A 4,953-nucleotide genomic window follows, 5' to 3' on the forward strand; every position below is an offset into this window, starting at 1 on the left:
AGCCTCCCCAATGTAAATGCAGGTGCTCAGGGGCTCTTTTTTTACAATAAAGACCTTTTAAGACAAGCCGGATTGGACCCTGTAAAAGATGCACCCAGAAACTGGGAAGAGTTTACAGAAATCAGCCGCATACTTGTAGAAAAACTGAATACAGGAGACGAACTGGATGTCATTGCCTGGGATCCCAATCAGATGGCTGGACAACCAGCAGTGATTGTATTCAGTTATGGTGCCGGTTATTCGACTGTTTCTAATGACATGAAAACATCTCAGATAAACACACCCGGTGTTATGAAAACAGCAACAACCTTCGACAGCTACATGGAAGACATTTATGGAAACTATGGTGGATACAGAGGAGTCATGGAATGGAACAGCCGTGTAGCGGGAGCCGATACTGGTGCTGCTCAGGTTCAGGCTTTTATCAATGGTAATCAGGTTTTTTATGTTTCCGGTTCCTGGACAATCGGTCAGGTTAAAAGCGGAAATCCTGATATGGATTTTGGGATACTCCCCCTTCCCGGTGTTGAAAGACAGCATGGTGGAACAGCTAAAAATGGCTGGTCCTATTCCATCAGTAAAGACAGCAAAAACAAGGATGTCGCATGGGATTTCCTGAAGTTCATTACAATTGATCCAGCAGGAAATGGAGAATTCTGTATCGCACAAGGCAGACCAAGCCCTATCAATTCTGTAAATAAAGATACACGTTATCTTACAGAACTGGGTGATGAGATGTGGACAAATTTAGTATCCTCAATGAATACAGATATTGTTCCTGAATCTCTGGATATCAATCAGGATGTTCTGAAACCATGGTTACGTGACATTCCTTCCAGAAGAATAGCTGGAGAATCAATGGATAAAATCATGAATGACATTCATGAGCGATATCAGGATTATCTGAACGACGTCAATAACTAGTATTGTATTCCCGGGATTTAGAACCATCCCGGGAGTCACTCCTACCGACTGAGTTACAAATTTATTTTTCGAAGCAGACGCTTCATTCAATTTCAAGGAATAAAAAATGATATCCAAGAAGCCCGTATCAGCCCTCAGAAAGGGATACACAGGGACAGTGCTGCTCTTTTTGCTACCCTGGCTCTTTTCTCTCATCGTCTTCTGGTATGGACCTATTTTCTATACAGCCGTTCTGAGTCTGATGAAATACCGCCTCATAGGGGGAGGAAATTTCATAGGTTTTGATAATTATGTAAAGATATTTCAGGACAAATATTTCTGGATCGGATTGCAGAATACCTTTGTATTTATACTGATGTTTGTTCCCGCAAACTTGGCATTAGGATTGTTTACTGCCTACCTGCTGAATATGGATATCAAATATAAAGGACTCTGGCGCGCCATCATATATGTACCAGCAGTTCTTCCCGTGGTAGCTGTTCTTGTTCTTGGAAAGTTTATGTTCTACCCCAATGGACTGATCAATAGTGTTATTGAGGTTTTCGGAATCAAAGGGCCATTATGGCTGGCTGATCCCCGATTGATTAAACCGGCATCAGTCATGCTGATGATGTGGCAGTGCGGAACGGCAATGGTCGTTTATCTGGGAGCCCTCCAGGGAGTCCCCAAACAACTCTATGAAGCTGCGGACATTGATGGACTGGGTAAAACCGGACAGTTTATGAGAGTCACAATTCCTATGATCTCTCCCACAATTCTATTTCGGATGGTCATAGACGTCATATTCGGTCTGATGATTTTTGTGCCCGGACTGATCTTACCTGAAGGGAATGTACCAGGGGGACCAGGAACATCCTCCCGATTTTATGCGCTGCATATTTATGAAAAAGCATTCCAGAGATTTAATCTGGGAGAAGCTTCCGCCCTGGCCACAATTCTCATTATTCTCAGCATGATCATTACATATTTCATCATGAGAATGAGTAATAGATATGTACACTACGAGGCATAATGATGACACAAATTAACTTTAAAACGAAGAATCTATTCAAATATATGGTAATGGTCTTTGTCTGTGCCATCTTTTTCTCCCCTTTTGTCTATCTTATATCAACAGCATTAAAGGATCAGAATCAGATCATAACAGCACCGAGAACTATGTTTCCCCTACCGCTCCATTTTGAAAACTTCAGAACTGTCATGCAGAACTATCCCATGGGACGGTATTTTGCCAACACGTTTACAGTTGTTCTATTTGCCATAATCGGAAATATTATAGTCAGTACGCTGACGGGGTATGCCTTGGCAAGAATGGTGTTCAAAGGCCGGGAGCTTCTGTTCAATTTAACTTTGGCCTGTATGTTCATGCCCCTCTTTCTGATCATCATTCCCCGTTTTCTCATTTTTAAGAGCCTAGGAATGATTGGGACATTGCTGCCCCTGATCCTGCCCTCTGCCTTCGGGTCCCCTTTTTGTATCTTTCTGATGCGTCAGTTCTTACGAGGAATTCCCATGAGCCTGAGTGAAGCAGCCCGTATTGATGGTTGCAGTGAGTTTAGGATTTATTCACAAATAATTATGCCACTATCCGGACCGGCTCTGGCAACGATTATTATTTTTACAACCCAATGGCGTTGGAACGAATTCATCGAGCCTCTGATCTATCTACAGAGTGAAAAACTCTACACCATAACCATGGGGCTCTACACGTTCATCTGGATGGCAGCGGAAGAGATCAATACACACCTGGTCATGACATTTGTAATCCTCACTGTTCTGCCCATACTGATGATTTTCGTGGTAGCTCAAAAGTGGTTCGTTGAAGGTATCTCTTCCTCAGGGATTAAAAACTAATGTCCATTTCTGAAAAGGAAAATAAAATGAAAACGATAAAAGAACCTGCCCGGGAAATACCGGTAAAATATGAGACTGATGTTCTGGTCATTGGTGGCGGACCTGCCGGTTTTGCGGCAGCTGTCAGCTGTGGACGCCAGGGTCTCAAGACTCTTCTTATTGAAAAAACCGGAACTATTGGCGGAGTAGCTACTTCCGGCCTGATGAGCCATTGGACCGGAAACACAGAGGGTCCCTTGTATGAGGAACTGTTGAACAGGGCCAGTACGGCCAGCAAGGATGTAAACTACTTCGATGACAAAGTTCTCAAGGCTGAGCAGATCATCGACCCGGAGAATACCAAACTTGTGATGCTGAAAATGCTGATTGAGGCCGGAGTCACATTGAGACTGTACTCCTTTGCGGCCGATGTTCTGATGGATGGAAACCGAGTGACAGGAGCAATCCTGGAAAATAAATCCGGACGTTCCGCCGCACTGGCAAAAATTATCATAGACTGCTCGGGAGACGGAGACATCGCTGCAAAAGCCGGTGTGGATTTCCATATGGGTCGTGAAAGTGACGGCATGATGCAGCCTGTAACAATTATGTTTAAAGTAGCTGGTGTGAATGAAGAGACGGCGGTTTACCCGGGGGAATTCGAAGATGACTTTGATGTTCCTGCGGGAAAACTGCAACAGTTGGGTAGACTCCATCTGAAGGAACCCATCGGGCATGTGTTGATTTATCCAGGTTCCGTTCCCGGGGTTGCAACAGTCAACATGACAAACAGCCAGGGAATAGACGGCACAAAATCCTCAGACCTGACCAGGGCGGAGGTAGAATGCCGCAGCCAGATTCCGGAAATAATTACTTTTCTGAAAAGATTTGTACCAGGGTATGAAAACTGCTATCTTATTGCCACATCCTCGGTGATCGGAGTCAGAGAAACCAGACATTTCAAGGGCCTGTACACCATCACCGAAGAAGATATCGAAGAGGCCAAAGTATTTGATGACTGGATAGTAACCAGAGCCTTTTTTAATTTTGATATTCATGGCATGAGCGGCCCGGGGCTGGACCCGTCAGGAGCGCAGAAAAGCTTTAGGCAAACCGAAAAATATAGTATCCCCCTGGGTTGTTTTATCCCTGAGAAGGTGGACGGATTATTCCTGGCAGGACGCAATATTTCGGGAACTCACAAGGCCCACTCCAATTACAGGGTCATGCCCATCTGTGTGAATATGGGCCAGGGAGTTGCTGCAGCAGCTTCTGTTTGCTTAAAGAATGGCCACCAACCCCGGGAATTAGATTACAAAGATGTGCAAACAATACTAAAAGAACAAGGAGTCCATCCGTAAGGAAGGATCATATAAGAATGAATATCCATATCAATGAAGATACACGCAGTCTCAAAACAATCACTTACACAAAAGATCTTGTCATCGTCGGCGGAGGACTTTCGGGTACTTGCGCTGCAATTACGGCAGCCAGACAAGGCCTGAAAGTAGTTCTGATACAGGACAGACCCGTACTGGGAGGCAACGCGTCTAGCGAAGTCAGACTCTGGGCTCTGGGTGCTACCAGCCAGATGGGCAATAACAATCGCTGGGCCCGGGAAGGGGGAGTGATTGATGAAATCGTTGTAGAAAATCTGCATCGCAATCCTGAAGGAAATCCGGTAATTTTTGATGCGGTTCTCCTGGATAAAGTCTTTGCGGAAAAAAATATCACTCTCCTGCTGGATACCTTTGTCTTTCAGATCGATCAAGACAGAAACAGCAAAAATATAAAAACAGCAACAGCCTACTGCAGCCAGAACGCCACCATGTACAAAGTTGAAGCCCCTCTCTTCTGCGACGCGTCGGGAGACGGAATACTGGGCTATCTCGCGGGTGCAGATTACCGGGTGGGAGCCGAGGGAAAGGATGAGTTTAATGAGCCCCTGGCTCCGGATGACTTCTATGGAGAACTACTGGGTCATACCATCTATTTCTATTCGAAAGACACAGGGGTACCCGTTGATTATGTTGCCCCCGATTTTGCATTGAAAGATATTTCTCAAATCCCCAGGGCTAACAGGATCAAAGCCTCCGATTCAGGATGCTCCTTCTGGTGGCTGGAATACGGCGGACGGATGGATACGGTTCATGAGAGTCAGGACATAAAAAAAGAACTGTGGAAAGTAACCTACGG

General features: G+C 45.0%; 5 protein-coding genes. All 5 read left to right on the plus strand.

Features of this window, described 5'->3' with window-relative positions:
- Positions 1 to 924 (plus strand): extracellular solute-binding protein (locus tag PF479_RS20460; RefSeq protein WP_298010892.1); only part of this gene is annotated, 924 nt, incomplete at its 5' end.
- A gap of 106 nt (positions 925 to 1,030) precedes the next feature.
- Positions 1,031 to 1,936 (plus strand): carbohydrate ABC transporter permease, encoded by a 906-nt coding sequence (locus PF479_RS20465; RefSeq protein ID WP_298010894.1) that lies wholly within the window; start codon positions 1,031 to 1,033, stop codon positions 1,934 to 1,936.
- A complete protein-coding gene (locus PF479_RS20470; protein WP_298010895.1) occupies positions 1,936 to 2,778 on the plus strand; it encodes a carbohydrate ABC transporter permease in 843 nt (280 codons plus the stop codon). The genes PF479_RS20465 and PF479_RS20470 overlap by 1 nt, the downstream gene beginning before the upstream one ends.
- Positions 2,779 to 2,804: 26 nt before the next feature.
- Entirely contained in the window at positions 2,805 to 4,118 is a 1,314-nt protein-coding gene (locus tag PF479_RS20475; RefSeq protein ID WP_298010897.1) for an FAD-dependent oxidoreductase, read from the plus strand.
- Positions 4,119 to 4,135: 17 nt separating this feature from the next.
- Positions 4,136 to 4,953: FAD-dependent oxidoreductase (locus PF479_RS20480; protein WP_298010899.1), on the plus strand; the 818-nt coding region annotated here is incomplete at its 3' end.

It is taken from the genome of Oceanispirochaeta sp., from assembly GCF_027859075.1.
Classification (GTDB): Bacteria; Spirochaetota; Spirochaetia; order DSM-2461; family DSM-2461; genus Oceanispirochaeta.

Coding starts and splice junctions, on each gene's coding strand:
- PF479_RS20465 (WP_298010894.1), top strand. CDS start 1,031: ATGATATCCAAGAAGCCCGTATCAGCCCTCAGAAAGGGATACACAGGG.
- PF479_RS20470 (WP_298010895.1), top strand. CDS start 1,936: ATGATGACACAAATTAACTTTAAAACGAAGAATCTATTCAAATATATG.
- PF479_RS20475 (WP_298010897.1), top strand. CDS start 2,805: ATGAAAACGATAAAAGAACCTGCCCGGGAAATACCGGTAAAATATGAG.